The organism is Caballeronia sp. M23-90 (genome assembly GCF_053574605.1).
In genome coordinates, this window is the sequence record NZ_JBSIPA010000036.1 from 1 (window position 1) to 26,567 (window position 26,567).

The following is a 26,567-nucleotide window of genomic DNA, read 5'->3' on the forward strand; positions in this document are numbered from 1 at the left end:
TATCTCGACAGCCAGCCGCGTGGCGCGCGCTTCGATGGCGTGCTCGGTGTGCTGGCGGCCTTCGAAGCAGGACGGCGGCTGATGCTGGCAAAACGCGCGGGTGTATCGTTCGACAGCGATTTTTGCGCGGTGAACTGGACGAACGAAGAAGGCGCGCGGTTTCGTCCGAGTCTGCTCGGCAGCGGAACGTACGTTGGCAAGATGAGCATGAACGATGCACTCGCGAGCCGCGACGACGACGGCGTGACGCTTTCCGATGCCCTCGCGGCGATTGGTTATCGTGGCACGGACGCGCCGCCTTGCGTGCCATCCTGCTATGTCGAGTTGCATGTGGAGCAGGGCGGGCTGCTGGAAGCGGACGAGGTGCCCATCGGGATCGTCACGCGTAATTGGGGTGCCGCGAAAATCGACGTGTCGTTCAAAGGTGAACAGGCGCATACCGGTCCTGCAAAGATGGGCGCGCGACGCGACGCACTGTTCGCCGCGGCACAATTGATCTGCGACGTTCGGGCCATTGCGGACAAATGGCCGGACCGGATTCATACGTCCGTGGGAAGGCTCGTCGTGCAGCCCAACTCGCCTAATGTCGTGCCGTCGCAAACGGATTTGTCCATCGAGTTGCGCGCCGTGGACGACAGCATTCTCCAGGAAGCGGAAATCATCGCGATGCAAGCCATCGATACTGCGGCGCAGCGCGCCAACGTCGCCGTCGAGATCGGCAATCGCACGAGCCGTTCGATTCGCGTGCTTCCGCCGGCAGTGGGCGAACTCGTGAAGCGTTGTGCATTGGAGGCAGGGGTGCGCAGCCGGGAGATCGATACAGTGTCCGGCCACGACGCGCTCAGTCTGCTGGATACGTGTCCGACGGGACTCGTGTTCGTGCCGAGCGTTGGCGGTATTGCGCACAACGAAAATGAGGACACGCATTCGGATGATCTCGACACGGGCATGACTGTGCTCATGAGCGTGGCGACGCGCCTGTGCCAGTCGGGCGGCGACCCGGTTGCAGCGGCAAGAGGAGGCTGAGGTCATGCTGCCTTCGCCACATGTGGAAGCGGCCATCCGTTCGATCGCTGCGTGGGCGAGCGGACCGGTCAGCTACGAAGCCGCGCTTACGCCTGTCATGTCGCCGATGCATCGCGGTGTATCGAGCGAATGTCTTCGCGTGGGCATCGGTGACGCGCCACCCGCGTTTTTCGTCAAGATATTGCATCGGGATCTCGCGGAAACGGTAGACATCGGCGCGTCCTGGCGAGCGGCTGCTGCGGTTGCCGCGATCGGCCTCACGCCAGGCCCGCGTCACCTGAATGAGTTGTTCGGGATAAGCGCGTTCGATCTGCTCGATGACACCTGGCAGACAGCCCATCTCGATGACCTTGCAAAGCCCGACACACTCGAAAAACTGCTTGCGGCCAAGCGCGCGATTCATGTGCTCCCCGCGTTCGAACGGAATTCAAACGTGTTCGACCGCGTCGGCCATCTCGCCGCATCCATGACGTTGACGGCGGACGTTGCAACCCTGGTTGTAACTGCGTCGCGCATGAGTGCTGCAATCACCGCTTCAGGCATCGACACATGTCCGTGTCACGCGGACGGTGTGACTTCGAACGTGATGCTGCGCGCCGGCGGCCCGGGTGCCGATTTGCAACTCGTCGATTTCGACGAGGCATCGAACACCGACCCTGCATTCGACATTGCCGTGACGCTGAACGAGGTCCTGCCCGAGCTTTCCACGTGGCCGGCGGCGCTGGAAATGGCGAATGGCCACGTTACGGACGCAGCGCTCGCGCGTACCCGGTGCTATGCATTCGCCGACGACCTGCGCTGGGGTCTGTGGGGATTGAAGATGAACGCGACGTCGCCGCGCCGGCACGTCGAGTTCCTGAAGTATGCCCAATGGCGTCTGCTGCGCTGCTCGATGGCCGCGTCGCGCATGGACACCGATGACTTGCTTCCCCTGCTTTGAAAAGGCAATGACGATGCAGACGAAAATGCTTGGTACGGCTTCAAGCGAAGCCGAACGGGAAATCGAAGCCGTACTGCGCAGCGTCCAGCCCTGGAACGGCCGTGCGTTGAGATACGCGCCCGTTCCCGGCGGCATCAGCAACAGCAACTGGCGTGTCTGGCTGGATAGCGAATCAACGAGCTATTTCGTCAAGGTGCCGGGGCGTGGAACGGAGCAGTTCATCGATCGCAAAGTGGCGTTTGCGGCAAGCAAGCAGGCCGAGACCATTGGCATCGGGCCGCGCCTTTACGACTTTGCCGCCGAACTGGGTGTGGAGATCAACGACTTCGTGGAAGGGCGCACGACGTGTTCGAACCGCGATTTTTTTGACGCACCGCTTCGTGCTTCGATCATTGCCGCATATCGTGCGTTGCACGCCTCGCCGTTGTTGCCGCTGACTAAGACCATCTTCAACCTGATCGACGAACATGTTGAACAGGTGCGTGAGGTCGGTGGCAAACTGCCCGCGGATTTCGCGCGCCTGCACGGCGAGTACACTCGCGCGCGCGCCGCGCTGGAAGCGTCGGGACTGGATATTGTCGCGTGTTTCAACGACCCCATGCCCGGCAACTTTCTCCGCGATGAAGCCGGGACAGTGCTGTTGATCGACTACGAATACGCTTCGAACAACGATCGTTGCTACGATCTCGGCGCATTGAGCGGCGAGATGTTTTTTACGCGCCAGATGGAAGAGGAAATGGTCGAGTCCTACTTCGGCAGCGTGAGCGAAGCAAACATGGCGCGCGTTATCGTGCACAAGGCGCTCGCCGATCTCAAATGGGCGACCTGGTCCATGCTTCAGAACGAGATATCGACGCTCGACTTCGACTACTTCAAGTATGGCGCGTGGAAGTTCATGCGCGCTCGCTCCGTGATCGACTCGCCTGAGTGGAACGTGCTCCTGCGCAGCGTCTGAACGCGTTTTTCCCGGGGCGAATTTTCGCCTCCTGAGTCAAAGAGCATTGACACCGCGTTTTTTGGCGTCCTAAGATTGCTGCAAGATTCCTCATGCCGCCAACGATGCCGGCACGAGGACATGGCACCGAAGCCCTTCAACGAACCCTGGTTCGTCGGAGGGCTTTTTTTCGTCTTTTTTTTGATCGAATGAATCCAAGGAGATAACGCATGCTGGCTGACAAGTCATCCTGGTTGCGCATGGCCGTTTCGGTCGCGCTTGCCTGTTCTTCCGTAGCCGCGATTGCAGCGGACCCTATCAAGCTGGGTTTACTCGAAGACGCATCGGGAAATTTCGCGTTGGCCACCATTCCCAAAATACACGCAACCGAACTTGCAGTGGACGAGATCAACGCGAAGGGCGGCATCATGGGCCGGCCGATCAAACTGATTGCCTATGACACGCAGTCGGACAACACCAAGTTCCAGGAACTGTCGCGCCGCCTCATCCAGACCGACAAGGCCGACGTGATCTTCGGCGGCTTCTCAAGCGCGTCGCGTGAAGCGATCCGCCCGATCATGGACCGCGCGCACCAGCTCTACTGGTACAACAACCAGTATGAAGGCGGCGTGTGTGACTCGAACGTGTTCGTTACCGGCGCGGTTCCCGAGCAGCAATTCTCGACGCTGATTCCATGGATGATGCAGAAGTACGGCAAGAAGGTTTATACGATCGCGGCGGATTACAACTTCGGCCAGATATCGGCGGAATGGGTTCGCAATATCGTCAAGGAAAACGGCGGCACAATGGTCGGCGAAGAGTTCATTCCGCTCAGCGTCTCGCAGTTCGGACAGACCATTCAAAACATCCAGAAAGCGAAGCCGGACTTCGTGATGACCTTGCTGGTCGGCGCGAATCAGGCGTCCTACTACGAGCAGCAGGCGTCCGCCCATCTGAACCTGCCGATGGGAAGTTCCGTGAACGTAGGCCAGGCCTATGAGCACAAGCGCTTCAAGGCGCCGGCGCTGAAGGACATGTTCGTCACCGCGAACTATGTGGAAGAAGTCGACTCGCCCGCGAGCAACGATTTCAAGAAGCGCTTCCACGCCAAGTATCCGAATGAGCCATACATCAATCAGGAAGCAGCGAACGCCTACGACGCCGTATATTTGTACAAGGCTGCAGTGGAAAAGGCGAAGTCGACCGATCAGGCTGCAGTGGAGAAAGCGCTGGATGGCGGCAACATCTGCACGGACGGACCTTCAGGGAAGGTCTGCATCGATCCGAAGAGTCATCACCTGAGCCACACGATCTATCTCGTGCATGTGAAGGAAGATCACTCGGTCGAGATTCCAAAGGTATGGAACGACGTCCAACCGTACTGGCTCGGCCAAGTCGGGTGCAATCTTCCCGTGAAGCCGGATCATCGTCAGTACACGCCGTCGAGCCTGCCCAAGTCCTGATGCAATGACGTGGTCGCCTCGCGCTTCATGGCGGGGCGATCATGCTTATGCCGATACCCAAGCTTCAACGAGATCTTCTTCGCGATGACAGCACTCTCCGCACTGTATTCGGTCATCTATCAGTTTGGCGACAACTTCGCCTACCTTGTGCTTGCCGCGCTCGGGCTGGCCGTCATCTTCGGCATGATGGGCATCATCAACCTGGCACATGGGGAGTTCATCATGTGCGGCGCCTACGTGACCATCATCTGCGCGAAGCGTGGCGTCCCATTGCCTCTCGCCATGCTGTCTGGCGCGCTCGCGGCGGCTATCGCTGGCGTTGCCATCGAACGGCTTGTGATCCGGCATCTCTACAACCGGCTCTACGATTCAGTCGTGGCGACCTGGGCGATCAGCCTGATCGTGCAGCAGACCATGCTGCTCGTGGCCGGTCCGTCCATGGAAGGGATCAGCACGCCTTTCGGGTCGTTCGCTCTCGGCGAATATTCGTTCTCCACATACCGCGCCGTGTTGCCGGTCATCGCGCTGATTATTCTCGGCTTGCTCTACCTGTTGTTTTTCAAGAGCAACTACGGAGTGTGCGCGCGAGCCACGATTCAAAACGCGAACATGGCGCAATCGCTCGGGCTGCGCACGGACCGGCTCTATACGCTGACCTTTGCGCTCGGCGCCGGGCTCGCTGGACTCACGGGCGCACTCTATGCACCGACCATGACGGCGGTCCCGACGATGGGTACGAACTTCATCGTGCAGGCGTTTGTCTCGGTCGTGGTGGGCGGCGCCAACGTCATCGCCGGAACCACGCCGGCCGCCGCCGCGCTCGCCGTCATTCAAACCGCGCTCACGGCGTCGTATGGACAACTGTTCGGACAAATCGGCTTGCTGCTGACGGTGATCGTCGTGATCCGTCTGATGCCGCAGGGACTGGGCAATCTCTTCAGTCGCGCACGCTAGGAATCGCCGATGAATCAAGCAACTTCCAATGCCCCGGCGCGACGCCTCGTTCCGACGGTCATGCGACTCGCGCCGTGGCTGCTGGCCTTGTGTCTGCCGCTTGTTGTCGACAGCACTGCGAGCGGCAACTTCGCGTATTGCCTCGTCTGGTCATTTTCGGCAATAGGGCTTGCCGCGATGTGGGGCCAGGGCGGCATTCTGTCGTTCGGACAAACCGCGTTCTTCGGCCTGTCGGGCTACACCTACGGAATCGTCACGATCAATCTTGGCGATGGCTGGGTCTCGTCATGGAGCGGGTTGCTGATCGGACTCGCGGTGAGCGTGGTCGTCGCGGCGCTCCTCGGTTACATGATTTTCTACGGCAAGATCAAGGGCGTGTTTATCGGCATCGTGACGCTTTCGGTGACGCTCGTCCTCGAGACGTTCATGGCGCAAACGGCGGGACCGCAATGGGCCATCGGTGAGGCGCGCCTCAACGGATACAACGGCATGTCCGGCATGCCGCCTTTGTCAATACCGTGGTTTGGCGGCGAAGTGACGCTGGAGAATACGCGCTTTTACTATCTGGTCGTCGTGCTGCTCGCGCTTGTCTATGGAATTACCCGGCGCCTTCTGGATTCTCCTTTTGGGCTGACGCTCGTTGCGATCCGTGAAAATCCGCAACGGGCCGAAATGCTGGGCGTCGATATCCGCCGGCATCAGCTCCTCATCTTCGTATTCGGCTGCGCACTCGGCGGCTTGTCCGGCGCGCTTTATACGATCTGGGGTTCGTACATCACGCCATCCGCGATGGGGTTGACGTCGGCCGCCATGCCGATCATCTGGGTCGCAACGGCCGGGCGCCGAAGCATTGGTGGCGCGATCATCGGCACGGCGCTGCTCGTGTGGCTGTCGCAATGGCTTGCAATCTACGGAAGCCAGTACGCGCTGATCCTGATGGGCGCCATCCTCCTGTTCGTGGTGCTGGTGGCACCTGAAGGTTTGCTGCCTTTGATGTTCAAGCTCGTGCGGCGCGGCACTGCGCGCAAGGCGCATTCAACGCAGTCGTTCAAGGCACGCACGAGGAGTGAGCCATGAGCACCAACCTGCTCGAAACCCGTGCGCTTGCCAAGCATTTTGGCGGTGCGCACGTGATCAACGGTATCGACTTTGCAATCGGCGCGGGTGAGATCCGCTGTGTGATCGGGCCGAACGGTGCCGGGAAAAGCACCTTCTTCAAGCTCATCACGGGCGAGCATCGTCCGAGTGCCGGGTCCGTTTCGTTCCTTGGCCGCGATCTGAATCACGTGCTGCCTCATGAGCGAATCCGCATGGGCATGAGCATCAAGTTCCAGATCCCGGGCATTTTTCCGGAACTCACCGTGCGCCAGCATTTGCAGCTCGGTTTGCATCGGGCGAAAGACGATCGCATCGAGTCGCTTGGGCAACTGCTTCATCAGTTCTTGCTGACCGAGGAAGAACACGTGCTCGCAGGCAACTTGTCACACGGCAAGAAGCAATGGCTCGAGATCGCGATGGCCGTATCGCTCAAACCGAAGCTTCTTTTCCTCGATGAACCCGTCGCCGGGATGTCCGCGGAAGAAACGCACGCAACGGGCGAGTTGATCATGGGCTTGCGCGAGCGCGGACTCACCATCATGGTCGTCGAGCACGACATGGCCTTCGTGAGGCAGGTGGCGACGCGCGTGACGGTATTGCACGCGGGCCGCCTTTTCGCCGATGGCCCGCTGGAGGAAATCCTCGCACGCGATGACGTCGCCGAAATCTACCTGGGCAAGAAGAAATGACGACTCTGCTCGAAATTGCCGGCGTTGAATGTGGCTATGCCGGTGGCAAGGTCCTGAACGGCGTCTCCATGACGGTCGAGCGCGGAGAGATTCTCGCGTTGATCGGGCGCAACGGTGTTGGCAAGACAACGCTGATGCGCGCGTTGATTGGCCTCGTTCCATTGATGGCCGGCAGCATTGCGCTGAACGGCGAAGAGATTGGCGACTCGCGTCCGTATTCGCGCGCACGGCACGGCGTGGGATACGTACCGCAAGGCCGTGAGGTATTTCCGGCTTTGACGGTGCGTGAAAACCTCCAAGTGGGCGCTCAGTCGAACCGCGCGCACCTTACGGAAATGCTCGACAAGGTCGTGAGCTATTTCCCCGTGCTCGGCGCACGCTTCCAGCAGAAAGCCGGCACGCTGAGCGGCGGAGAACAGCAGCAACTTGCGATTGCGCGTGCGTTGATTGGGTCGCCCAAGATCCTGTTGCTCGACGAACCGTCCGAAGGCATCCAACCTTCAATCGTGGATCTGATTGGCGAGACGTTGACCCGGATAACTCATGAAACCGGAATTGGTGTGTTGCTGGTCGAGCAGAACATGGGGATGGTTGAAAGCGTCGCGGCGCGCTGCTGCGTGATGGACAAGGGGCGGATTGTCAGCACGCTCGACCGCGCCCAACTCGCCGACGAAGAATTGATTCGCCAGTATCTGGCACTTTAGAAAGGACACGGCATGCAATGGCTTAAGGATTCGATCATGATGCAACGCGGCGTGGGCGCGAATCGCGAAGGCACGACCCATCACCTGACCGAAGCGCTGCAGGACACGTTTCATTACACCATCGGTCCGTATTCCACACCGGTCATGCACGTTCAGCCTGGCGATACGGTCGTGGTCGAGACGCGTGATGCGTTCGAAGGCAAGATCACGTCCGAGACGGACAAGCCGTCGCAAATCCTGAAGATGCCGTTCCTGAATCCGCAGAATGGCCCGATCATGATCGAAGGGGCGGAGAAGGGTGACGTGATTGCGGTGTACATCGAAAAGATGGCGCCGCGTGGCGATGATCCCCATGGCTTTTGCTGCATGATCCCCAACTTCGGCGCGCTGACGGGTACGGACTACACGGCCTTGCTCAATGAACCGCTGCCGGAAATTGTCCGCAAGATCAGGATCGACGAAGACAACGTCTACTGGAGCCGGCGCAATACCCTGCCGTACAAGCCGCATATCGGCACGTTGAGTCTTTCCCCGGAAATCGACTCCATCAATTCGCTGACACCGGATTCGCATGGCGGCAACATGGACGTACCTGACATGGGGCCGGGCAGCATCACCTACCTGCCGGTCCGCTCGCCGGGCGCCCGTTTGTTCATTGGCGACGCGCATGCGTGCCAGGGCGACGGGGAGGTCTGCGGAACGGCAGTTGAATACGCAAGCACGACCACCATCCGCGTGGACCTGATCAAGAACTGGGCCATAGCGTGGCCACGTCTTGAGAACGAGGACGCGTTGATGAGCATCGGCAGCGCGCGGCCGCTCGAGGACGCGACGCGGATTGCGTATCGTGAACTCGTGCTGTGGATGGCTGCGGAATACGGATTCGACAAATGGGATGCCTATATGATGCTGAGTCAATGCGGCAAGGTGCGTCTCGGCAATTTTGTCGATCCAAAATACACGGTCGGCGCAATGATCGCGAAGCACTACCTGAAGTGATGCCAACGCTGTCCCATGAATGTTTGATCTGAAAAGCGCTCCATGTCTTTATCCGAACCTGTCAAGATCGGGCTGCTCTGCTCGACTACCGGTGCAACTGCGCCGCTGGAGATGTCGCAATGGCGAGGTTCGATCCTGGCCGTGGAGGAGATCAATCAGCGCGGCGGTGTAGCAGGGCGTGAGTTGTCGGTCGTGCACTACGATCCGGGCTCGGACTCCACACGCTTTCGGGCGCTTGCAGAAAAGCTGATTCTCGACGACGGCGTCAACGTGATCTTTGGCGGTTACACGTCGTCGAGCCGCAAGGCGATGCTGCCCGTCGTGGAGAAACATAATCGTCTGCTGTTTTACTCGCAGCAATACGAAGGTTTCGAGTTTTCCGAGAACATCATCTATAGCGGCGCTTCACCGAACCAGAACGGCTTGCAGCTTGCAGACTTCATGACGTCGACCTACGGCGCGCGGTGCTACATGGTCGGATCGCGCTACGTGTATCCCTATGAATGCAACCGGACAATGCAGGAACTGTTGCTGCAGCATCCCGACGGCGCGATTCTGGGCGAACGGTATCTGGATCTGAACGCACCGTTCGAACATTTCGCCGATGTCGTCGCGGACATCCGGAAGAAACGCCCCGACTTCATTTTCTGCACGGTGATAGGGCGTACCGTGCCATATCTCTACCAGGCATTCGCGCATGCGGATCTGGATCCGGCGCGCATGCCAATAGGCAGCCTGAATACATCGGAAACCGAAATATCGTTGATGGAACGTGGCGTCGCGACCGGACATATCACTGCGGCGCCGTATTTTCAAAGTATCGGCACGCCTGAAAACAGAACAGCGCTCGCGCGCCATACAGAGCGGTTTGGACGCCAGCATCCCACCGACATGAACTGGGAGGCGGCGTACTACCAGATGCACATGTATGCAAATGCCTTCAATAAGGCAGGCTCGGACGATATCGGCACGATCATGCCGCATTTGCTTGGCGCGCAGTTCGCCGCGCCGCAAGGGCTTGTGCATATCGACCGCGTCAATCATCACATGGCGCTGTATCCGCGGATCGGGCGCGCGGAAAGCGACGGGCAGTTTTCCATCCTGCGCGAATCGGCCAGCGCGGTGCCCCCGGACCCGTACATGGCATCACAGAGCCTGGGCGACTGGGTGACGAAGCTCAGCACGCGGGAGTACTGACGTGACGTCACAACGTGAGGGTCGACAACGCAGCCTGACCGGTTCGGTACTGAACCGGGGTCTGTCTGTCGTCGTCTTTCATCCCGACGACAACGACGGCGCGACCCTCACCAATCACCTGAAGCGCATGGGCTTTCAGGTGACGGCATTATGGCCGCCGCTCGAAGTGCTGCCGGACAAGGTCGACCTGGTTTTTCGCGCGCTGATTCCGGAAGAGCAGGCGCCCAGGGATGCATGGCTCGGGCCGGAAGCGCCACCGGTGATATCGATCATCTCCTACGAGAATCCAACGTTTATCGACCAGGCTTTGAAGATGGGCTCGAACGCGATCATCACGACGCCAATACGTGCCTCAGGCTTGCTGGCAACGGTCGTGTTCGCCATGCAGAATGCCAGGCAAAACCGGCAGATGACGGAGCGGATCGCGAGCCTCGAGCAGAAGGTGAATGGTGCGCGGCATCTCAACGAGGCCAAGTCGATCCTGATGGCAATGCATCAGATATCGGAAGCTGAAGCGTATGAAATTCTCCGCGGCCAGGCGATGGCCAAGCGCGTCAGCGTCGACGACATGTGCCACTCGATTATCCAGGCGGGCGAATTGCTGAAGGTGAAACGCACGGCCATCAAGCCCTGTCCCGACGATACCCATACCCAGCCGGACCTTTAAAGGACCCCAAAATGGATTTGCAGCTAAGAGGACTGAAGGCGATTGTCACGGGCGGCACCAAAGGCATTGGGCTGGCGATTGCGCAAACACTGGCAAAGGAAGGGGCAATGGTTGCGATCTGCTCGCGCGACGCGCACGCAGCCGAGCAAACGGCTACATCCCTCGGCGCACTGAGCGGGAGCGCGGCGTTGGGCGCAGGCATTGACGTGGCCGACGGCGCAGCGCTCAAGCAGTGGGTGGAAGACGTTGCTAAGCAATGGGGTGGCCTTGATATTGTCGTGGCGAATGTGAGCGCGCTTTCCATCACGAACGACATTGAATCGTGGCGCAAGCAGTTCGAAACGGACATGCTCGGGACGGTCAACCTGGTCGATGCCGCCATTCCTTATCTCGAAGCCAGTCAAGCCGCTTCGATCGTTGCCATCTCGAGTGTTTCAGGTCGGGAAGTGGACTTTGCCGCGGGGCCGTACGGCACGTTCAAGGCGGCGATCGTGCATTACGTGCAGGGCCTTGCTTACCAGCTTGCGGCGAAGGGAATTCGAGCAAACACAGTGTCGCCGGGCAACGTCTATTTCAAGGGCGGCGTGTGGGACTGGATCGAGAACAACAATCCGGCGCTTTATGCCGAAGCGCTCGCGCTCAATCCGACCAAGCGCATGGCGACGCCACAGGAAATCGCGAACGCGGTCGCGTTTGTTGCAAGCCCTGTTGCGAGCTTTGTCAGCGGCACGAACCTCGTGGTAGACGGTGCACTGACGCGGGGCGTGCAGTTATAGGCAGGGCGTGAGCGCGATCGCCGCGTCTTCGGAAAAGCCTTTCGCCGGCCGGATTTCATCTGTTGGCGACCGGTTCTGTTCTGGCATTTCGACGCAGCACATCTGCCGAAACACCGAACGTCCGAAGGAAAGCGCGGCGCATGCGCTCCCTGTCTGCAAAGCCCGTTTCATCGGCTACCACATTGAGCGTGTGCCGGCCTTGCTCGATCATGAATCTGGCAGCCTCGAGCCGAAGCTGTTCCACCGCTTTTGCCGGTGGAACACCAGTCTCGGCCACAAAGGCCCTGCTGAACTGGCGAGGACTGAGATTGGCCACGGCCGCCAGCTCCTCGACCGTCAGCGGACTGCGCAGATTGCTCCGGATGTGCACGAAGACCGATTCGATGCGATCGGACTTGGGCGTCATGTCGAGCAGTGCCGAATGCTGCTTCTGTCCACCTAGCCGACGCTGATTCATGACGAGAAGCCTGGCAACCGTTTTTGCGGCGTCGGGGCCGAGGTCATGGTCGATCAACGCCAACACAAGGTCGATCCCGGCGGTCATTCCCGCCGAGGTCCAGACAGGGCCATCGTTGACGAAAATCCGGTCTTCGTCTGTTGCGACCTCGGGGAAGCGCGTCCTGAACTCGGCCGCATGTGCCCAGTGCATGGTTGCACGCCGGCCATTCAACAGGCCGGCTTCGGCGAGAACGAATGCCCCGCTGCAAATCGAGGCGATCCGTCTGGACGCTTTGGCCGCTTCCTGCACGAACGCGATCATTGCCGGTTCGAATGGCGGCATTTTCAACTCGGTGATCGAACCGACGATGACCGTGTCGAAGTACGGATCGCCAAACTTTTCGGTTTCCAGCGTCATGCCGGCCGACGAGCGCACCGGTCCGCCATGTTCCGACAGCAGATGAATGTCGTAGCACTCGCCTGTCGGGGGCAGGTTCGCTATTTCGAACGCCGTAAGCGCCGCGAGGCTCATCAGCTGAAACCTCTGAGGCACGATGAATCCTATCCGATGCATCTTTCCTCCAGCAGTCTGAAAGTTCGCAAGTGACGACAGGACGTTCCCGTGCTTCGCTCGCCGCTGCAAACGTCTTAAATGGTGGCAATTACGACATGCATCGTAACGGCTGGACGCGTTAAGGTACAAGCGCTTTCCCTGTTCACCTTGTATCGGCCGAAAGGAACGCCATCATGTCGAAGATTCTTGAAGCGGCCGCCGTACAGATAGCGCCCGTCCTAAGGTCGTTCGAAAAATCCTGGAGCTGGGCAAGCAGGCCGTTCAGTTCGCGATTTCTGGCAGATCTACAAGAGGAAGCGCATGATGGATTTGCGCGCGCGTTGCAGTCGTCCGGACGTGCTCGGGCTCGTGATTGACTGGACTGCATTCCGTCTAAATTAAACACATGCCTACCGTGTCACTGTCGGCCGTTTTTATCGCCTATCTTGTGCTGGTCGCCGCCGCGGCTGCGATCGCTGTATGCGTGAGGCTCGGCTCTCGCGAAGCGACCACGACGCTGGGTTTTATCGCGATCTGGTTGGTATTTGATGGATGGATGGGCGTGACAGGTATCGTGGGGCGGCATGCGAACACATTCCCTCCCGGCATAGCGTTACTCACGCTGCCGGTGCTGGCCGCGGTGCTGGGTGTTGTGCTGACCCGAGGCGGCGCTATGCTCGCCGAGCAGATTCCGCTCGGTGTCCTGATCGGATTTCAGGTATTTCGCGTCGGCGTGGAAATGTTCCTGCATCATCTCTGGAGTCTTGGCCTGGCGCCGAAACTGATGACCCTCGAGGGCGGCAACATCGAGATAGTAGTGGCTGTTACCGCGCCCGTAGCTGCATGGCTCGCATCGCGCGGTACGGCTGGTCGCCGGATCGCATGGGCGTGGAATGTCATCGGAATAATTTCGCTGGCGAACATCGTCGCGCGTGCCGTGTTGACGGCGCCAGGACCGCTTCGACTGATCGATGCAGATCCGCCCGACACGGCAATCCTGATGTTCCCGTACACGTTCATTCCGGGGTTCTTCGTACCCCTGGCGCTGGCCTTACACATCCTCGCGTTTCGAGCGTTTCGTCCGGGCGCGACCAAAGTACGCAAGCGCGGCAACTGTCCGGCTGACGCGACAAGTCGATAGCCGCATCGCGATCGAAATTCCAGCCGGACAACTTTTCCCCAACATGCAGGAGTGGAGACAAATGAACTTCCATGACGACATGCTCGAACGTAACGCCAGCTTTTCCACAACGGGCTTTAAGCCTGACCTCAAGATGATGCCGTCGACAGGAACGATCGTCGTGGGCTGCGTCGACCCGCGTGTCGATCCCGCGAACGTGCTGGGCCTGAAGCTGGGCGAAGCGGCGGTGATTCGTAATGTCGGCGGCCGAGTCAACAATGCGTTGCTCGAAACGTTGGCAGTGCTGAGCGTCGTAGGGGCCGCGGCCGGACGTCCCGGAGGGCCACGCAATCTCGTTCTGCTTCAGCATACTGATTGCGGCATCATCGGCTGCTACCGGCATGCACCTGCGGTGCTCGCCAAGTATCTCGACGTCGAGTCAGCCGCTCTGGACGATATGGCGATCACGGAGCCTCGCAAGGCTGTCCTCCTCGATATCGCGGCACTCAAGACGCGTCTCGAGCTTCCCGAAGGGCTGATGCTGTCGGGTCTGGTCTATGACGTGAAAACCGGCCTGGTCGAGACAGTGGCGGCCCCAGCGCCTCTGCGGACGCCCGCCGCTTAGCGACGGTGTGCGAATCGGCACGAGCGGGTCCCGCATAGCGAGCAGGCCGGCACTCGTCCGAACTACCGATCGCTTCAGTCTCGGCGCGTGGACAGTCCTGCCGATGAGCTCTTCTATTGGAGTATGAGATGAACCCTGATCTATACCTGGTCACAGGCGCCACTGGAGACACGGGCAGCGCCGCCATTGCGGAGTTGCTGTCGAAGGGCGCACGCGTGCGGGCGCTCGTGCATCGCGAAGACGAGCGTGCGTCCGCGTTGCGCGAGAGAAACGTCGAGGTCGTCATGGGCGACCTGCTGGACAGTCATGCTGTGCACGCGGCGCTGCAGGGTGTCGCTGGCGCGTATTTCGTGTACCCGGTCATGCAAGCGCGGCTCATCGATGCGACAGCCTATTTCGCGCATGCGGCAAAGCTTGCTGGCGTTCAGTCGATCGTCAATATGTCGCAAATCTCGGCCAAGGACGACGCGCGCAGCCAGGCTGCGCTCGCCCACTGGTATGGCGAGCGCGTGTTCGATTGGGCCGGTGTTCCGACAACGCATCTGCGTCCGACGTTCTTCATGGAATGGCTGACGTACGGTTTCCAGTTGCCGCTTATTGCCAACCACGACTTGCTTCGTGTGCCCGCAGGCACCGGCCGGCACGCGCCGATCGCCGCTGCCGACCAGGGTCGCGTGATCGCCAGTATCCTTCTGGATCCCGCGCCTCATGGGGGCAAAACCTATCCGCTGTTCGGTGCTGAAGAAATGAATCACGAGGCGTTGGCGCAGGCGGTGGGCAAAGCGCTCGGCCGACCGATCCGTTACGAGGACGAGAGCTTCGAGTCGTTCGAAGCACGGCTCACACAGCTCGGCCTGTCAGCGCATTTCATTCAGCACATCGTTTCAGTGTATCGGGCTTATCAGGCGGGCGAGTTCGCAGGCACGAACGACAATGTCGAACGAATCACCGGCAGGAAGCCAATGTCAGTGAGCGATTACGTGACTGCGAACCGCGCGGTTTTTCAGCGGGAAAAAGAGCAATAGCTTTTTCCATGCGATGAACCCGAAGAATTCGAGCATCGTTTGTCGCCGCGCGCCTCCCACTTCGCGCGGCTTTTTTCACTTCGCGGCGAGCGCGGGGTGCTTGAGCAGAAGAGCCGCAGCCGGCGCCGATGAAGCGGGGTTTTGCCCCGTGATCAGCAACCCGTCGCTGACGACGTAGGGCGCCCAGTCATCGGACTTCGAATATACGCCGCCCTTCGCCTTGAGTTCGTCTTCCACGAGGAACGGCACGATATCGGTCAGCCCGACTGCAGCTTCCTCTGAGTTCGTGAAGCCGGTCACTTTCTTGCCTTCGACCAGCGGCTTGCCGTCCGCCGACCTGACGTGGCGAAGGACGCCTGGGGCGTGGCAGACCAAGGCGACTGGCTTTCCAGCGGCGATGAACGATTCGATCAACGCAATCGAGTTCTTGTCTTCGGCGAGGTCCCACAGGGGACCGTGACCGCCCGGGTAGAAGACTGTATCGAAGTCGGACTGCGAGACGCTGTCGAGGCGCACGGTGGTCGCGAGTTGCGCCGTTGCCTGCGAGTCGGCTTCAAAGCGATGCGTCATTTCGGTCTGGTTCGCGGGCTCGTTGCTCTTCGGGTCGAGCGGCGGCTGGCCACCCTTGGGCGAAGCCAGCACGATGTCCACGCCGGCGTCCTTGAACGCGTAATAAGGCGCTGCCAGTTCCTCGAGCCAGAAACCGGTCTTGCGGCCGGTGCTGCCCAATTGGTCGTGCGAGGTCAGGATCATCAGTACTTTCATGGTGTTTCTCCGTCGGGTGAGTCAGCGATTCGGTATAGGGCTAACGGTTATAGTAGACCAGTCGTCTATAGAATGGGCCTAAAAAAGCACCTCCGGAAAGGTGCACTTGCCGCGCCGATCTTTCAGGTGGCAAGGTGAAGCATCTGCTGCGTTGTCGTCGTTGCCATTGCGAAGGGCTGCACATTGCGAACGATCTTGACCATGATACTGGCGCCCAGCCATAGCTGGTAAAGGCTTTGCGCAACGTTCTGCGGGTCACCCTCAATTGCAAGCGATCGTTCCGTCACGCCAGTCTCGATAGCGCGCGCCAGTCGGCTGACGATGCCTGCCGTGCCGCGATTCAAAGTGGCACGCATTGCTTCCGACATGTCCGCCACTTCGGCGCCCAGTTTGACCGCAAGACATTTGCCCTGGCAGTCATAGAACGATTGCGTTTCCTGCCAGATGCGGAAGTAGTCCGCCAACCGCTGTGCCATATCCAGGCCGGGCTGAGCAAGCGTCCGGTCAAGATCGTCCAGATAGTCCTCGAAGTAACTCTCGAGCAGCGCCACGCCGAACGCATCTTTCGAACCGAAGTAATGGTAGAACGATCCCTTCGGCACGCCGGCCTCCGAAAGAATTTCATTCAGGCCAACGGCAGAAAACCCTTTGGCGCCGATCAGCCGTTGACCGACGGCGATGATGTTCTCGCGGACGTCGGTGGTTTCAGATGTGTTTGCAATGGCCATGTACGGACTATAACGCGTAGTAGACCAGTCGTCTACAAGTAGTTTGAAAAGGTGTCGTGACGTTTGCGAGGACAGAGGCAGGCCATCAGCCCCAAGTCGCCGTTCATAATGCGCTTTTCGGCCATATAAAATAGGGTGGCGCTTCCCGCAGGTTGCGAACCTCGTCGGTCATTGCCTATCCTGGTGCGGGTTCATGCGCGTTCAGTTTCGCTCGTCGACGACGCTCGTGGAAATCGCGAAAGCTGTAATCCATCGTTCGCAAGCGTTCCAAGCCTCGCGCTATCTAGCGTCACTACCGACTGGCTTCGGCCTGTCTTCACATTCTCGCCAGGAAAGCTTCATGCTGAAAATCCATCACCTCGGTCATTCTCAATCGGAACGTGTCGTCTGGCTTTGCGAAGAACTCAGCGTTCCTTACGAGCTCGAAAAATATACGCGAGACGAGGTCACCCGCCTTTCGCCGCCGGAACTGAAAGCGCTGCACCCGCTCGGCGCTGCGCCCCTTGTCGAAGTCGAAGGTATGTTGCTCGCTGAGTCGGCCGCTATTGTCGAATTCATTCTTGCGCGCTATGGGCACGGACGATTGCAGCTTGCGCCCGACCATCCGGATTTTGCCTCCTACCTTTACTGGTTCCATTTCGCCAATGGAAATCTTCAACCGGTGATGGGACGATCGATGATGGTGGGACGCTGCGGCCTCGCGCCCGATCATCCGATTCAGGCATCGGTGCAAGAACGGCTGGACAAGGTGCTCGCGCTGCTCGAAGCGCGGCTCGCGCAGAACGATTATCTGGCTGGAAGCGACTTCACCGCAGCCGACATCATGAGCGTATTCTCGCTGACCACCATGCGCCTGTTTCATTCTGTCGACCTTACGCCTTATCCCTACATACTCGCGTATCTGCAGCGCATCGGCGCACGGCCCGCATACCAGCGGGCGATGGCTAAAGGCGATCCGGACTTGACGCCGTTGCTTACTTGAAGCGGATCGACGCTTGCTCAAACTGGCCGTAGTTGTTGAGCTTGCTCAGCCGAGGCATGTCATCCCAACTTGGTCAATTAACTTGGGACTCTGCGCGCACCGTCTAACGGACGACGCGTCAGCCTGGATAGCGGAGGTGTCGTCCGGTGCGGCAGATAGTGGAAACCGGTGTCAAGGTGGAGAAGATGGATAAGACTCATGCTTTGACTCGCTTCGGATTCAAACGTTGTGCAGAACACCTTGATGGGCAAATCCCCGGGTCTGGAAATGACAAGCGGCAATTGTCCAATGCATTCAGAGTAACTACAGCACCGGAATGGAAACGAACTACGTAGATCGTCGCGCGCCCGGGTTCCCGGATGAGCAAAATGGCTTCAATTTGGGACTTGACTGAATGACTGCTTTGTATGGATTTGATTGACCGTTTCGGGTCGGCCTGCGTCCGATGTGTCGGGCTGTGGACGCCTTGGGCAAGTCTCCAGGACCCGAGCTTATAGACGTATGCCTAATTGATTACCCGTGCCGAACTTAAAGAGAGATGTTTCGCAGTTGCCGGCGACGTTGATGAGACGGTCCCGCCATTCGTGCCCAGACTGACCTTGAGCGCTTCGGTTCCACGACGTAACCATGCCTTGACCGTACCAAGCGGTACGGTCATTTCCTCCGCTATCTCCCTGTGCGTTAAATCATGAAAGTACGCTAGCTCCAATGCACGCCTCTGATTGGTTTGGAGGAAGTTCATGCATGTTGCCAAGTGTCGCGCTTGTTGATTCAACGCGGCAAGTTCACAGGGATCAAGTGTTTCAGCCGTCAAGATTTCGTCAAGCTTGTCGCTCCACTCTATCTCCGGCCCCGCAGAGGATTTGCGTCGTCTTAAATAGTCGAAGGTGCGACTTCTAACAATCACCGCCATCCACGCCATTGGCGGGGAAACGCTGCTGTTATAGTCAGGAGCGAACTTCCAGACGCTGACGAATGTGTCTTGTAGTACTTCTTCAGCAAACTCCCTGCGTCGCAGTATGCGAAGTGCGATGACAAGCAGGTTTGGAGAGGTAAGTTCGTAAAGCGTCCTTAGCGCTTTTACATCGCGGCTTGAAATTCGTTCGAGAAGTTCGACAAGTACAGCGGCACCCGGATCAACAGGGAATATGGTTTGCATTGCGATCTCGTGTGAGGAGACAGCGATGCTGCCGCGCAAACATCATGATTTGTCCCCGAAAACACATGTCGCAACCGCCGTGCCCGCAAGAAGCCTGGAACCAGTTTAGAACCCTTGCCGGACGGTCTGTTGAAAACCCGCGCAACGTCGGTCGCTTGCGAAGCGTCTGCTTGTAGCACGCGCCAAGCCTATATTGCAGCGACCGCATGCAAGCGAAAACGCGTTATTGAAACATACGACCAACACGCTAAGCGTTGAAGCTCAGTGACAAGCGCCATCGAATACGCCATACACGGCGTTCGTGTGCAACGAGAGCGCATCGCTTTTGTTCGATGCGAGACTGGAGACGAGCGGCTTGAGGTATGAACCGAGCCGTAATAGAAAAATTAGGATCTGTTGTTGCAACTGGCCGTCGACGATTGGACGTTGATTTCGTGCCGCCTAGAGAGCATCGCTAGACCTCTAGCCCGCGCAACTTCGTCGCCATGCAAGTGGACAGACGTGGTTGGGAACAACGGGTGACGCAACTGGTCTCTGACAGGTGCGAATTGCGTGCGGCGTCAAGGCTTGCGAGTGCGTGCGTTCGCAGCTTCAGCGGATCGACGACGGGTGATGTGCGAGCGCCGTCACGTTCATCGTCATGTATGGAAACAACGGCAATCCGGAAAGGATCGCATGCAGTTCGTCGTGTGAGTCGACGTCGAAAACGCTGTAATTCGCATACTCGCCAACAACGCGATGCAGTTGCTGCCACTTCCCGGAGCGTTGCAGTTCTTGCGAGTAGGCTTTTTCTCGTGCCTTGATCTCGTCGGCCTGAGCCGTTGGCATATCGAGTGGCAGGTGTACATCCATTCTCACAAGATATAGCATGAGTTTCTTATCGTCCAAAGGTACAGGGTTTGTGGGCTTAATTGCGTTTGTCGCGCCGGTAGAAAGCGAGCTTTTCCTCATCGATATGAAGACCCAGCCCCGGCCCCTCCGGCAAATGCAGATCGAAGTCGCGGTATTGGGGACGCGCGGTGACGATGTCGTCTTTCAACAAAAGGGGGCCGAACAACTCCGTGCCCCAGTCAAGTTGGGGAAGCGCGCTGAAGCCGTGGGCTGACGCAACCGACCCGACGCTGCCTTCAAGCATGGTTCCGCCATACAGGGACACGCCGGCTGCATCGGCGATGGCGGCAGTGCGCATCATTGCGTAGATGCCGCCGGATTTCGCAATCTTCAATGCGAACACGTCCGCGCATGCACCGCGCACGAGTTCGAGGGCATCCTCCGGGCCGGTCACTGCTTCGTCGGCCATGATGGGAACAATGAAGCGCGACGCAAGTCTGGCGAGCGCTCCACGCTGTTCTCGTGGAGTGGGTTGCTCGATGAGGTCGACGCCCGCAGCTTCGAGCGCCTCGATCCCCAAGGTTGCGTCGACCTCGCTCCATGCCTGATTCACATCGACGGTGACCTTGGCTCGGCGGCCAAGTGCGGCCTTGATTTTCGATACATGCGCCACATCCTCACGAACGCCGCGTCGGCCGATCTTCAGTTTAAAGATGTTGTGACGACGTTCGGCAAGGAGCATTTCCGCTTCCTCGATATCGCGTTGAGTATCGCCACTCGCGAGCGTCCACAGGACCGGAAGTGTCTTGCGCACAGCGCCACCCAGCAGCGTTGAAACCGGAACGCCCAGGCGCTTGCCCTGAGCGTCCAGCAAGGCCGTTTCCAGTGCGCATTTGGCGAACCGGTTGCCCCGTGCGACCTTGTTCAGTTTCAGCATTGCACCGTTGACATTGGTCGCATCCATTCCGATCAGCGCAGGTGCGAGATAGGTGTCGATGGTCAGCTTGATGCCCTCGGGACTCTCCTCACCGTAAGCGAGGCCGCCAATGGTGGTGGCTTCGCCAAGACCCTCGATATCATCGCTCGAACGCAGGCGCACAATGACAAGCGTTTGCTGCTGCATCGTCGCCATTGCCAGTTGATGCGCGCGAATGGTCGGAAGGTCGACCAGGATTGCTTCGACGGAGATGATTTGGGCATTCATGGCGGATGGGCAAAGTTTATGAGTTGCTCAAGTATTACGCGCCCCATGATCCCGTGTCCAACACCGTCGACGTCTAGTGCCATACCTCTGCGGTATGACGAGCATTAGCCCCCGGAGCCGGTGCGGGGTACGTAGGGTATGTGTTCCTCTTCGTAGAGCCGGTAAATAAGCTCCAGAATTTCCTTGATGTCTTGCGACTCGTCAAGCAAGCGCGTGCTCATGATGATGGGCGATACAAGGGTGGGATCATCCAGCTCCCTATAGCTCACGTCGCTGCGTTTCAGGCCATGCACGCTGCTCGGCACAACAGACACCCCTTCGCCGGCGGCTACCAGCCCGAGCGCGACTTGCAGTTCCCGCGTTTCATAAATCCGGTGAGGCTTCAGACCCCTCTCCTGGAATGCGGAGAGGACCTGGTCGGCGTAACTGGGTCTCGGCGTTTTCGGAAAAATGATCAGCGTCTCGTTCACCAGGTCCCGAAGCGCGAGGACGGGCTTGCTCATGGAAAGCGCATGCCCTTCCGGCAAGGCGACGATCATCTTTTCCTCGCGAAGCACTACTCGGCGTATGTTTGCGTCTTCGAGCCGGATACGGCCGAACCCGATATCGATGCGCCCGTCTTTAAGCGCCCTGAGTTGGTCCATTGTCGACATCTCGTGGAGACTCAACTCGACCGTCGTGTTTTCATCCCGGAAACGCCGGATGATTTTCGGCAGCATTCCATACAAGGTCGAGCCCACAAAGCCGACTGAAAGGCTGCGCTCGATATTGCCGACTCGCCTCGTCATGGATTCGAGCTCGGCGGTTTGCGCCAGCAATTGCACGGCATGGAGATAGAAGAACTTGCCCGTTTCCGTGAGCTTCAACGGGCGCGAGTTGCGCTCGAACAGTTGCACTCCGAGTGTCTCTTCGAGTTGCTGTATCTGCCGGCTCAAGGGCGGTTGGGCCATGTGAAGCCGCTGGGCCGCTCGCGTGAAATTGCGCTCTTCGGCTACCGCTACGAAGTAGCGCAGATGCCGGAGTTCCATCTCGATACCTCCTTGATATAGCCCGATACTAAATCAGTGTTGGACGGGCCTTTCCGACTGGACTTATTCTGTTTTTACGCTCTGTTCAACGCCCGATTATACCTTTCAGGCATTCTGCAACTGCGTTGAAACAGGGGTTAACCCCCACCATAAGCACAAAAGATTCTGGAGAAGACAATGACGAAAGTTTTCGCTACGAAAGAAGCGCAAGACCTGTTGAAGGCCGCTGCCAACGTTGAGAGCCAGAGCGGCAATGCTCGCGCCAAACAGATTGTCGGCCGCCTGCTGAGCGATTTATTCAAGGCAATCGACGACCTCGATATGACACCCGATGAAATCTGGGCCGGCGTCAATTATTTCAACAAGCTTGGTCAGGATGGCGAAGCGGCGTTGCTCGCCGCTGGCCTCGGCATTGAAAAGTACCTCGACATTCGCATGGATGCTGCGGACAGGGAAGCCGAGATCAACGGGGGCACGCCGCGTACCATTGAAGGCCCGCTCTATGTCGCCGGTGCGCCAGTGCACGATGGGGTATCCAAGATCGACAGCGACCCCGATCAGGAAGCGGGCCCTCTGGTCATTCGTGGCACCGTGACCGGCCTGGATGGCAAGCCCGTCGCAAATGCGACTGTCGAGTGCTGGCACGCCAACTCTAAAGGCTTTTATTCGCACTTCGATCCGACCGGAGCGCAGAGCGATTTCAACTTGCGCGGGGCGGTGAAAACGGGTGTCGACGGCAAGTACGAGTTTCGTACGCTGATGCCGGTCGGCTACGGTTGCCCGCCGCATGGCGCGACTCAGCAACTGCTGAACGTGCTCGCTCGTCACGGCAACCGTCCGGCGCATGTGCATTTCTTCGCCGGCAGCGACAAGCACCGCAAGCTGACCACGCAAATCAATATTGAAGGCGACCCGCTGATCTGGGACGACTTTGCCTATGCGACCCGCGAGGACTTGATTCCGCATGTGGTCGAGAAAACCGGTGGCATTGCGCTCGGCCTCAAATCCGACGCATACCGGGAAATCGAGTTCAACTTCGCGTTGACGCCGCTCGTCCAGGGCAAGGACAACCAGGTCGTCCATCGTCCGCGCGTATCAGCTACGGCTTGATCGCCTGAAGCGGCTGCCCGGAAGCGCTGCCGTCGCTTGATCCCCCGCAAAAATCACTGACACCGGTGCACGGCTCCATGCTCGGAGCCTGCACAGGGAGAGCCTCTATGTCCGCAATTATCGAAAAGTCCGTGCTGTTGGATGAACTGCTGAACACCGCCGTCCAGGACAACAAGCAGACCGGTGTTTTTCGCTGCCGCCGCGATATTTTTACGAATGCCGGTTTGTTCGAACTGGAGATGAAACACATCTTCGAAAGCAACTGGGTGTATCTGGCGCATGAAAGTCAGATTCCCAACAATAACGATTACTACACCACATGGATTGGCCGTCAGCCAGTAGTCGTCTCGCGAGACAAGGCCGGAGAACTTCACGCGGTCATCAACGCCTGCGCTCATAAAGGCGCCATGATTTGCCGGCGCAAGCATGGCAACAAAGGCAGCTTTACGTGTCCGTTTCACGGCTGGACATTCGCCAACACCGGAAAGCTCTTGAAGGTGAAAGATGAGAAGACCACGCAATACCCCATTCAATTCAATTCGAACGGCTCGCATGACCTGAAAAAGGTACCGCGGTTTCAGAGCTACCGCGGTTTCCTGTTCGGCAGTCTCAATGCTGACGCCATGTCGCTGGAGGACTACCTCGGCGAGACCAAGGTCATCATCGACCAGATCGTCGATCAGGCGCCTCACGGGCTTGAAGTGTTGCGTGGCAATTCCTCGTACATCTATGACGGGAATTGGAAAATGCAGATGGAGAATGGATGCGATGGTTACCACGTCAGCACCGTGCACTGGAATTACGCCGCGACCATGGGCCGGCGCAAGGTCGATGGCACCAAGGCTGTCGATGCGAACGGCTGGAGCAAGTCGATCGCCGGCGTGTACGGATTCGACAACGGTCACATCCTGCTCTGGACCAATTCGATGAATCCGGAAGTGCGCCCGGTCTATCAACAACGCGAAGAAATCAAGGCTCGGGTCGGCGACATAAAAGCAGATTTCATCGTCAATCAAACTCGCAATCTCTGCCTGTATCCGAACGTCTTTTTAATGGACCAGTTCAGCACCCAGATTCGCGTGGTCCGTCCGTTGAGCGTTGGTCAAACTGAAGTCAGCATCTTCTGCTTTGCACCAAAAGGCGAGAGTGCAGCCGACCGCGCCACCCGCATTCGCCAATACGAGGATTTCTTCAACGTCTCGGGAATGGGCACCGCAGATGACCTCGAGGAGTTCCGCGCGTGCCAGGCCGGCTACGCAGGCACCACTGCATTGTGGAACGACCTCTCGCGCGGCGCTCCGTTGTGGGTCGATGGCCCGGACAGAAATGCGAAAAGCATGGGTCTCAACCCGCTCATCTCGGGTGAGCGCAGCGAAGACGAAGGGCTCTTTGTAACCCAGCACGAATACTGGGTAAGACTGATGCGCGATGCGCTGAAAAAGGAGCAAGGGGAGGCGGTCGTATGAGCTTCGACTACCACACCATATGCGCGTTGCTGTACCGTGAGGCGCGCCTGCTCGATGACCGCGAATGGGATGACTGGCTCGCCTGCTACACCGAGGACGTCACGTATTGGATGCCGGCGTGGGATGACGACGACCGGGTGACCGATGACCACGAGAGCCAGATCTCGCTGATGTATTACCCGGATCGCGGCGGCCTGGAAGACCGCGTGTTCCGTATCAAGACCGAACGCAGTGGTGCTTCCATGCCTGAACCGCGTACCAGCCACAACGTGACCAATGTCGAGGTGCTGGCCGAACGTGGCAACGAAGTGGACGTGCGTTACAACTTCAACACGCTGAGTCATCGATACAAGATCACCGACTATTTTTTCGGCACCATGTTCGTCACCTTGCGCGGGGTCGGCGACGACCTGTTGATTTCCAACAAGCGAATCGTGCTGAAGAACGACTATATCCGTCAGGTGCTCGACGTGTACCACGTCTGATGGCAAGCGCCGGTAATACATTTGCAGAAAAGGAGGCAACATGCCGAGCTACAACGTGGCACTCAACTTCGAGGACGGCGTCACTCGCTTCGTCGTATGCAAGCCGGGAGAGAAAGTGCTCGATGCAGCCTTCCGCGCGAAAATCAATCTGCCGATGGATTGCTCGGACGGTGTCTGCGGGACGTGCAAGTGCCGCGCTGAGAGCGGCAGCTACGACCTTGGCGACGATTACATCGAGGACGCGCTGAGCGATGACGAGAAGGACAGCGGGCTCGTACTCACGTGTCAAATGGTCCCGGATAGCGATTGCGTGATCGCCGTGCCGGCATCTTCCACCGTCTGCAAGACCGGGAGGAGCACCTTTGCCGCGACAGTAACGAAGGTGAAACCGCATAACGACGCGGCCGTCGTTCTCGAACTGGAGGTGGAAGGTGCGGCGCCCGCGTTCCTCCCGGGTCAGTACGTCAACATCGACGTTCCTGGCAGCGGCCGACACCGCTCGTACTCGTTTTCATCGCCGCCCGGTGAATCCAGGATCAGTTTCCTGATCAAGAAGATTCCGGGAGGCGTGATGACCACCTGGCTCGAATCGGCACAACCAGGCAACAAGGTAGAGCTGACCGGGCCGCTTGGCAGCTTCTATCTGCGCGCCGTTGAGCGGCCGCTGCTATTCATTGCCGGCGGTACGGGACTGGCGCCGTTCCTGTCGATGCTGGAAGTGCTCGCGCGAGCCAACTCGCAACAACATGTTCACCTCATTTATGGCGTGACCCGAGACCTCGACCTGGTGCACGTCGACGCCATTGAGATGTACAGGAAGAAGCTGCCCAATTTCAGCTACGACACCGTTGTGGCCAATGCCGATTCAGCCCATCCCCGCAAAGGTTGGGTCACGCAGCATGTGCCGGCCGGGGCGTTGAATGATGGCGATGTCGATGTCTACCTGTGCGGGCCGCCGCCAATGGTCGACGCGGTGCGCAAGTATTTCGACGACAGCGGCGTGAAGCCTCGCAGTTTCCACTATGAGAAGTTCGCCCCCAATGCAGAACTGGAGACGGCATGACCATGAAAAGATTCAAGGGCAAGGTCATGGTCGTCACCGGCGCGGCTCAGGGCATTGGGCGCGGCGTGGCGCTGCGTGCGGCCGCCGAAGGTGCCAGGGTGCTCTTTGTTGATCGGGCCGATTTTGTAGCCGAGATCGCCGCCGAGGCCAACGACGGGGAGACGGCTGGGTTTGTAGCCGACCTCGAGACCTATGCCGGCGCAGCCGCAGCAATGGCATTTGCAGTTAAGCGATTCGGCGGGATCGACATCTTGATCAACGGAGTCGGCGGCGCGATTCGCATGCGCCCCTATGCCGAGTTCGAACCGGAGCAGATCGATGCGGAAATTCGCCGCTCGCTCATGCCTACCCTGTACACCTGCCATGCCGTATTGCCGTACTTGCTCGAGCGCGGCGCCGGAACCATCGTCAATGTTTCCTCGAACGCCACGCGCGGCATACGCCGTGTCCCGTATTCGGCGGCCAAGGGCGGTGTCAACGCGATAACCCAGTCGCTCGCGATGAGTACGCGGAGCACAACATCCGCGTTGTGGCCACA

At 58.8% G+C, this 26,567-nt stretch carries 27 protein-coding genes and 1 pseudogene; 21 read left to right on the forward strand and 7 right to left on the reverse strand.

All coding sequences use genetic code 11. The features are described from left to right. From ACRXB1_RS06220 to ACRXB1_RS06275, 12 genes are all read left to right on the forward strand, one after another. The coding region (locus ACRXB1_RS06220; protein ID WP_449491470.1) for a hydantoinase/carbamoylase family amidase at window positions 1-1,026 on the forward strand (1,026 nt) is incomplete at its 5' end. 4 nt (window positions 1,027-1,030) lie between these two features. After that, window positions 1,031-1,966, forward strand: a complete 936-nt coding sequence (locus ACRXB1_RS06225; protein WP_174365099.1) for a phosphotransferase — start codon at window positions 1,031-1,033, stop codon at window positions 1,964-1,966. Between the two features lie 13 nt (window positions 1,967-1,979). Further along, window positions 1,980-2,921 (forward strand): phosphotransferase, encoded by a 942-nt coding sequence (locus ACRXB1_RS06230; RefSeq protein WP_174365100.1) that lies wholly within the window; start codon window positions 1,980-1,982, stop codon window positions 2,919-2,921. Window positions 2,922-3,130: 209 nt separating this feature from the next. Next, complete coding sequence (locus ACRXB1_RS06235) at window positions 3,131-4,363, forward strand: urea ABC transporter substrate-binding protein (protein ID WP_086383901.1); 1,233 nt, start codon at window positions 3,131-3,133, stop codon at window positions 4,361-4,363. 84 nt (window positions 4,364-4,447) lie between these two features. Next, window positions 4,448-5,317, forward strand: a complete 870-nt coding sequence (locus ACRXB1_RS06240; protein WP_062003006.1) for an ABC transporter permease subunit — start codon at window positions 4,448-4,450, stop codon at window positions 5,315-5,317. A 60-nt stretch (window positions 5,318-5,377) separates the two neighbouring features. Continuing rightward, complete coding sequence (locus ACRXB1_RS06245; protein ID WP_375507790.1) at window positions 5,378-6,394, forward strand: ABC transporter permease subunit; 1,017 nt, start codon at window positions 5,378-5,380, stop codon at window positions 6,392-6,394. Continuing rightward, window positions 6,391-7,104 carry an ABC transporter ATP-binding protein gene (locus ACRXB1_RS06250; RefSeq protein WP_062170988.1) on the forward strand — a complete coding sequence of 238 codons (714 nt, stop codon included), beginning with the start codon at window positions 6,391-6,393 and terminating at the stop codon, window positions 7,102-7,104. The genes ACRXB1_RS06245 and ACRXB1_RS06250 overlap by 4 nt, the downstream gene beginning before the upstream one ends. Further along, the gene (locus ACRXB1_RS06255) at window positions 7,101-7,808 is read left to right on the forward strand and encodes an ABC transporter ATP-binding protein (protein ID WP_062170986.1); all 708 of its coding nucleotides are present in this window, start codon (window positions 7,101-7,103) and stop codon (window positions 7,806-7,808) included. The genes ACRXB1_RS06250 and ACRXB1_RS06255 overlap by 4 nt, the downstream gene beginning before the upstream one ends. A 12-nt stretch (window positions 7,809-7,820) precedes the next feature. Continuing rightward, window positions 7,821-8,807: an acetamidase/formamidase family protein gene (locus ACRXB1_RS06260; RefSeq protein ID WP_062003002.1), complete on the forward strand. Its 987-nt coding sequence runs from the start codon at window positions 7,821-7,823 to the stop codon at window positions 8,805-8,807. Window positions 8,808-8,849: 42 nt separating this feature from the next. Continuing rightward, window positions 8,850-10,004 (forward strand): transporter substrate-binding domain-containing protein, encoded by a 1,155-nt coding sequence (locus tag ACRXB1_RS06265; protein WP_449491471.1) that lies wholly within the window; start codon window positions 8,850-8,852, stop codon window positions 10,002-10,004. A gap of 1 nt (window position 10,005) precedes the next feature. Then, the gene (locus ACRXB1_RS06270; protein ID WP_449491472.1) at window positions 10,006-10,671 is read left to right on the forward strand and encodes an ANTAR domain-containing response regulator; all 666 of its coding nucleotides are present in this window, start codon (window positions 10,006-10,008) and stop codon (window positions 10,669-10,671) included. 11 nt (window positions 10,672-10,682) lie between these two features. Continuing rightward, window positions 10,683-11,447, forward strand: coding sequence for an SDR family NAD(P)-dependent oxidoreductase (locus ACRXB1_RS06275; protein WP_174362619.1), 765 nt, complete (start codon window positions 10,683-10,685; stop codon window positions 11,445-11,447). A 55-nt stretch (window positions 11,448-11,502) separates the two neighbouring features. On the opposite strand, the gene ACRXB1_RS06280 is transcribed toward ACRXB1_RS06275, so the two are convergent. Next, window positions 11,503-12,459 (reverse strand): GlxA family transcriptional regulator, encoded by a 957-nt coding sequence (locus tag ACRXB1_RS06280; RefSeq protein ID WP_449491473.1) that lies wholly within the window; start codon window positions 12,457-12,459, stop codon window positions 11,503-11,505. 385 nt (window positions 12,460-12,844) lie between these two features. On the opposite strand from ACRXB1_RS06280, the gene ACRXB1_RS06285 reads away from it, so the two are divergent. The 3 genes from ACRXB1_RS06285 to ACRXB1_RS06295 all read left to right on the forward strand — a co-directional run bounded on the left by ACRXB1_RS06285 (window position 12,845) and on the right by ACRXB1_RS06295 (window position 15,208). Then, complete coding sequence (locus tag ACRXB1_RS06285; protein WP_174362617.1) at window positions 12,845-13,579, forward strand: hypothetical protein; 735 nt, start codon at window positions 12,845-12,847, stop codon at window positions 13,577-13,579. Window positions 13,580-13,640: 61 nt separating this feature from the next. Continuing rightward, a complete protein-coding gene (locus tag ACRXB1_RS06290; RefSeq protein WP_449491474.1) occupies window positions 13,641-14,183 on the forward strand; it encodes a carbonic anhydrase in 543 nt (180 codons plus the stop codon). 128 nt (window positions 14,184-14,311) lie between these two features. Beyond that, complete coding sequence (locus ACRXB1_RS06295; RefSeq protein WP_449491475.1) at window positions 14,312-15,208, forward strand: NmrA family NAD(P)-binding protein; 897 nt, start codon at window positions 14,312-14,314, stop codon at window positions 15,206-15,208. A gap of 75 nt (window positions 15,209-15,283) precedes the next feature. On the opposite strand, the gene ACRXB1_RS06300 is transcribed toward ACRXB1_RS06295, so the two are convergent. Beyond that, entirely contained in the window at window positions 15,284-15,973 is a 690-nt protein-coding gene (locus ACRXB1_RS06300; RefSeq protein ID WP_062170973.1) for a type 1 glutamine amidotransferase domain-containing protein, read from the reverse strand. 122 nt (window positions 15,974-16,095) lie between these two features. Continuing rightward, complete coding sequence (locus tag ACRXB1_RS06305) at window positions 16,096-16,701, reverse strand: TetR/AcrR family transcriptional regulator (protein ID WP_449491476.1); 606 nt, start codon at window positions 16,699-16,701, stop codon at window positions 16,096-16,098. Window positions 16,702-17,041: 340 nt separating this feature from the next. Between ACRXB1_RS06305 and ACRXB1_RS06310 the strand changes: the two genes are divergently transcribed. Beyond that, on the forward strand, window positions 17,042-17,683 hold the full coding sequence (locus ACRXB1_RS06310; RefSeq protein WP_449491477.1) for a glutathione S-transferase family protein: 642 nt from the start codon (window positions 17,042-17,044) through the stop codon (window positions 17,681-17,683). A 505-nt stretch (window positions 17,684-18,188) separates the two neighbouring features. On the opposite strand, the gene ACRXB1_RS06315 is transcribed toward ACRXB1_RS06310, so the two are convergent. The 4 genes from ACRXB1_RS06315 to ACRXB1_RS06330 form a co-directional block, all read right to left on the reverse strand. Then, window positions 18,189-18,842, reverse strand: a complete 654-nt coding sequence (locus ACRXB1_RS06315; RefSeq protein WP_449491478.1) for an RNA polymerase sigma factor — start codon at window positions 18,840-18,842, stop codon at window positions 18,189-18,191. A 591-nt stretch (window positions 18,843-19,433) separates the two neighbouring features. Then, a complete protein-coding gene (gene catC / locus ACRXB1_RS06320; protein WP_062003686.1) occupies window positions 19,434-19,712 on the reverse strand; it encodes a muconolactone Delta-isomerase in 279 nt (92 codons plus the stop codon). A gap of 37 nt (window positions 19,713-19,749) precedes the next feature. After that, window positions 19,750-20,877 (reverse strand): muconate/chloromuconate family cycloisomerase, encoded by a 1,128-nt coding sequence (locus ACRXB1_RS06325; RefSeq protein WP_449491479.1) that lies wholly within the window; start codon window positions 20,875-20,877, stop codon window positions 19,750-19,752. A gap of 104 nt (window positions 20,878-20,981) precedes the next feature. Next, window positions 20,982-21,905 carry a LysR family transcriptional regulator gene (locus ACRXB1_RS06330; RefSeq protein ID WP_449491480.1) on the reverse strand — a complete coding sequence of 308 codons (924 nt, stop codon included), beginning with the start codon at window positions 21,903-21,905 and terminating at the stop codon, window positions 20,982-20,984. A 177-nt stretch (window positions 21,906-22,082) separates the two neighbouring features. Between ACRXB1_RS06330 and catA the strand changes: the two genes are divergently transcribed. The 5 genes and pseudogenes from catA to ACRXB1_RS06355 all read left to right on the forward strand — a co-directional run. Further along, entirely contained in the window at window positions 22,083-23,015 is a 933-nt protein-coding gene (gene catA / locus ACRXB1_RS06335) for a catechol 1,2-dioxygenase (protein ID WP_449491481.1), read from the forward strand. 107 nt (window positions 23,016-23,122) lie between these two features. Then, window positions 23,123-24,481, forward strand: a complete 1,359-nt coding sequence (locus ACRXB1_RS06340; protein WP_449491482.1) for a Rieske 2Fe-2S domain-containing protein — start codon at window positions 23,123-23,125, stop codon at window positions 24,479-24,481. Further along, entirely contained in the window at window positions 24,478-24,966 is a 489-nt protein-coding gene (gene benB, locus ACRXB1_RS06345) for a benzoate 1,2-dioxygenase small subunit (RefSeq protein WP_449491483.1), read from the forward strand. Before ACRXB1_RS06340 ends, benB begins: the two co-directional genes overlap by 4 nt. Window positions 24,967-25,006: 40 nt before the next feature. Beyond that, window positions 25,007-26,029 (forward strand): benzoate 1,2-dioxygenase electron transfer component BenC, encoded by a 1,023-nt coding sequence (gene benC, locus ACRXB1_RS06350; protein WP_449491484.1) that lies wholly within the window; start codon window positions 25,007-25,009, stop codon window positions 26,027-26,029. Continuing rightward, window positions 26,026-26,567 (forward strand): annotated as a pseudogene (locus ACRXB1_RS06355) (SDR family NAD(P)-dependent oxidoreductase); the annotation flags it as partial. The gene benC and the pseudogene ACRXB1_RS06355, both read left to right, overlap by 4 nt.